The 3,780-nt window shown below is 38.8% G+C and carries 5 protein-coding genes; 4 read left to right on the top strand and 1 reads right to left on the bottom strand.

The genetic code is table 11. The features are described from left to right. The coding region (locus IQ228_RS23020) for a serine/threonine-protein kinase (RefSeq protein ID WP_228044033.1) at positions 1–890 on the bottom strand (890 nt) is incomplete at its 3' end. A 119-nt stretch (positions 891–1,009) separates the two neighbouring features. Here IQ228_RS23020 and IQ228_RS23015 point away from each other — a divergent pair. The 4 genes from IQ228_RS23015 (at position 1,010) to typA (ending at position 3,697) form a co-directional block, all read left to right on the top strand. After that, complete coding sequence (locus IQ228_RS23015) at positions 1,010–1,273, top strand: hypothetical protein (RefSeq protein WP_027403845.1); 264 nt, start codon at positions 1,010–1,012, stop codon at positions 1,271–1,273. After that, on the top strand, positions 1,274–1,477 hold the full coding sequence (locus tag IQ228_RS26900) for a type II toxin-antitoxin system VapC family toxin (RefSeq protein ID WP_228044032.1): 204 nt from the start codon (positions 1,274–1,276) through the stop codon (positions 1,475–1,477). Positions 1,478–1,483: 6 nt separating this feature from the next. After that, positions 1,484–1,744, top strand: a complete 261-nt coding sequence (locus IQ228_RS26895) for a type II toxin-antitoxin system VapC family toxin (protein ID WP_228044031.1) — start codon at positions 1,484–1,486, stop codon at positions 1,742–1,744. 162 nt (positions 1,745–1,906) lie between these two features. Next, positions 1,907–3,697: a translational GTPase TypA gene (typA, locus tag IQ228_RS23005; protein WP_027403846.1), complete on the top strand. Its 1,791-nt coding sequence runs from the start codon at positions 1,907–1,909 to the stop codon at positions 3,695–3,697. Positions 3,698–3,780: the final 83 nt, after the last annotated feature.

The raw sequence follows: 3,780 nt of genomic DNA, 5'->3' as shown, positions 1-3,780 counted from the left end.
GTTAATAAATTGGGAATTTGAACAATATTAACGACATCAATACTAGGAATTTTTGTTACTTGTGGTTGTAAATCTATTTCATTTAAATCTAATAAACCTAACCACTCAGTTATTGACTGAGGACGATTTTCCGGCTTTATTTCCATTCCTTTAATTATCGCTTGATTCACTTTATCGCTAATACTAGAATTTATCTTTTTTGCTTCTGCCAATTCTGTACCAATTGCTCTCATTGGTGATATAGTTGGTAATTCTCCAGTTAACACAGAATACAAAGTTGCAGCTAAAGCATAAACATCTGTAAATGCTCCCCGTTTTGCTCTAGCATCATATTGTTCAATTGGTGCAAAACCATCAGATAATATTTTTGTATGGGTTTTAGTTAAATTCGGTGTAAATTCTCGCGCAATCCCAAAATCAATTAACACTGCTTCTGATTTACCAGAACGCAACATGATATTTTGTGGTTTAATATCTCGATGTAATAAGCCGTTATTATGAACTAGAGTTAATGCTGATCCAATTTGCTGAATATAGCGTAATGCTTCAGATTCAGATAAAACACCTTGATTTTCTACAAAACTTCCTAAATCTTCCCCGTCAATATATTCCATTACCATACACCAAAGATCATTTTCATGAATGACTTCGTAAATTTGGACAATATGAGGATGACTACATTTAGCTAATTTAATGGCTTCATTGAGAAAGTCTTGTTGAAATTTAGCAAAATCAGCACGTTTTTGGATTACATCATTTAAAGTTTTGATAACAACGAAATTGTCATAATTATCTCTAGCGCGATAAGTGATCCCAAAACCACCTTCGCCTAATTCTTTTTCTATGGTATATTTACCATCTTGTAATTGCTGTCCTGACAACCAAGCCATAACCTGTAAACTTATAGAGTTATAAGTTCATTTTGGCACAATTTTAGTTGTAAGTGCTAATTTCAGGTTATTATCTGCCTAAAATAGTAGAAGAACACCTGACTATAAACTAAAAACCTATGCCACAAACAATTCTCAAGGAAATTCTCAATCAGCTTGATAGTTTAGAACAAGATGAACTACAGCAACTTAATCAAGCTATCCAAGTATGTCTAACTGATAAAGCACAAGTTAATCAAATCACAAAATTTCATCAAGCACTGTTAAGTTCTGGTTTGGTAAAACAAATTAAACAACCTGCTGACAGTAAACAACATGAAAGAAAACTTATTCAGGCAGCAGGAAAACCTGTTTCTCAAACTATTATTGAGGAACGTCGCTAAATGTCAGTTTATTTTTTAGATAGCAGTGCCTTAGTTAAACGCTACGTTGCGGAAATAGGTTCAGGTTGGGTTGTTAGCTTGTGCAATCCTACGTTAAAAAATGATGTATTTATTGCTGCTATTACGGCTGTAGAGATTACTGCGGCAATTAGTAGGCGATCGCGGGCTGGAAGTATTAATATTCAAGATGCTATAATAGTATAACATCAGTTGAAAAATGATATCGAATCTGAATATCAAGTGATAGAAATTACAGACAGTATCATTAATTCAGGAATGAGATTAGCTGAAAAATATTGTTTACGCGGCTATGATGCAGTTCAATTAGCTGCTGCTGAGTCCATAAATACCCTTTGCATTGCCAATAGTTTACCTCAATTAACTTTTGTATCTGCTGATAAAGAATTGAATATAGCCGCTGTCAGTGCAGGTCTGCTTGTAGAAAATCCTCACGACTACTCCTCAACCTAAACCATGCTCTTGATATTTATTATCAAAATAACAATATTTGTGACAATTACGCTAGAATTATTAAAGGTTCGTTACAGATTTGGCAAATCATCCCCACTTCTGTTAAAACGACCGAAAATTAGCTTCTTAATCTAAAAACCTTAAAGTTTACCGAAACCCTCTATGACGCTCCCAATTCGTAACGTCGCCATTATCGCCCACGTTGACCATGGTAAAACCACCCTTGTTGACGCTCTCCTCAAACAGTCCGGCATTTTCCGCGAAGGCGAAGACGTTCCGGATTGTGTCATGGACTCCAATGATTTGGAAAGGGAACGAGGCATTACAATTCTTTCTAAAAATACAGCGGTTCGCTACAAAGAAACCCTGATTAATATTGTTGATACTCCTGGACACGCTGACTTCGGTGGGGAAGTAGAGCGGGTGCTTGGCATGGTGGACGGTTGTTTGCTGATTGTTGATGCCAATGAAGGACCAATGCCCCAAACGCGCTTTGTATTAAAAAAGGCTTTGGAAAAAGGTTTGCGTCCTATTGTGGTTATTAACAAGATTGACCGGGGACAGGCTGACCCCCATGTTGCTGTTGATAAGGTCTTGGATCTGTTCTTAGAATTAGGTGCAGATGAAGACCAATGTGATTTCAAATATCTTTTTGCTTCCGGTATGGCTGGTTTCGCTAAGGAAACTTTGGAAGAAGAAGGGGTAGATATGCAGCCTCTATTTGATGCAATTCTTCGCCATGTCCCTGCACCTGTGGGAGATCCTAACAAGCCTCTGCAATTGCAAGTGACTACCCTAGATTATTCTGAATATTTGGGGCGGATTGTTATTGGTAAAATCCACAACGGAACTATCCGCGCTGGACAACAAGCTGCTTTGGTGGTAGAAGATGGCAGTATTGTCAAGGGTAAAATTACCAAGTTGATGGGATTTGAAGGTTTAAAACGGATAGAAATGGAGGAAGCTACCGCAGGTTATATTGTGGCTGTAGCTGGTTTTGCTGATGCTTATATTGGTGAAACTATTACAGATCCTAATGAACCTCTGGCTCTACCCTTAATTAAGGTAGATGAACCAACTTTACAAATGACTTTCTGGGTGAATGATTCGCCTTTTGCTGGTCAAGAAGGTAAACTGGTAACATCTCGGCAAATCCGCGATCGCCTATACCGCGAATTAGAAACCAACGTAGCTTTGCGCGTTGAAGACACCGACTCTCCCGATAAATTCTTGGTTTCTGGTCGGGGTGAATTACACCTGGGTATCTTAATCGAAACCATGCGTCGTGAAGGTTTTGAGTTCCAAGTATCTCAACCTCAAGTAATTTACCGCACAGTTAATGGTCAACCTTGCGAACCTTTTGAACTTCTAGCTTTAGACGTTCCCGCCGATGCAGTTGGTAGCTGTATTGAACGCTTAGGACAACGGAAAGCGGAAATGCAAGATATGCAGCCAGGTGGAGGCGATCGCACCCAACTAGAGTTTATTGTGGCAGCCCGTGGTTTAATTGGTTTCCGGGGTGAATTCATGCGGATGACTCGCGGTGAAGGGATCATGAACCACAGTTTCCTTGATTATCGTCCCCTTTGCGGTGATATTGAAGCCCGGAATAAGGGTGTTCTTATCTCCTTTGAAGAAGGTGTTTCTACTGCTTACGCGATGAAGAATTGTGAAGATAGAGGTGCATTCTTTATCAGTGAAGGAACAAAAGTTTACAAAGGTATGATTATTGGTGAACATAATCGTCCCCAAGATTTGGAATTGAACGTTTGTAAAACTAAGCAGTTAACCAACCACCGCTCATCTGGTGGTGAAGAACTGACTCAGTTACAAACACCGATAGATATGAATTTAGAACGAGCTTTGGAATACATTGCTCAAGATGAATTGGTGGAGGTTACACCTGAATCTATTCGTCTTCGCAAGATGTCTAAGAAATTGGTGAAACGCTAATATCTGTAGGGGTGGGGTTTCCCCACCCTAATTAAATTCATTCACAAGAATGATACAATCTTTGTTAGAGGGTTGTATTTTTT

The organism is Dolichospermum sp. LEGE 00246 (assembly GCF_015207865.1).
Taxonomy (GTDB): Bacteria; Cyanobacteriota; Cyanobacteriia; order Cyanobacteriales; family Nostocaceae; genus Dolichospermum; species Dolichospermum heterosporum.
The sequence above is the reverse complement of the archived record's forward strand: the minus strand, read 5'-3'. Positions and strand labels throughout refer to the sequence as shown.

Excerpts from the sequence above, each read along its gene's own strand:
- IQ228_RS23015 (WP_027403845.1), top strand. The coding sequence starts at position 1,010 with ATGCCACAAACAATTCTCAAGGAAATTCTCAATCAGCTTGATAGTTTA.
- IQ228_RS26900 (WP_228044032.1), top strand. The coding sequence starts at position 1,274 with ATGTCAGTTTATTTTTTAGATAGCAGTGCCTTAGTTAAACGCTACGTT.
- typA (WP_027403846.1), top strand. The coding sequence starts at position 1,907 with ATGACGCTCCCAATTCGTAACGTCGCCATTATCGCCCACGTTGACCAT.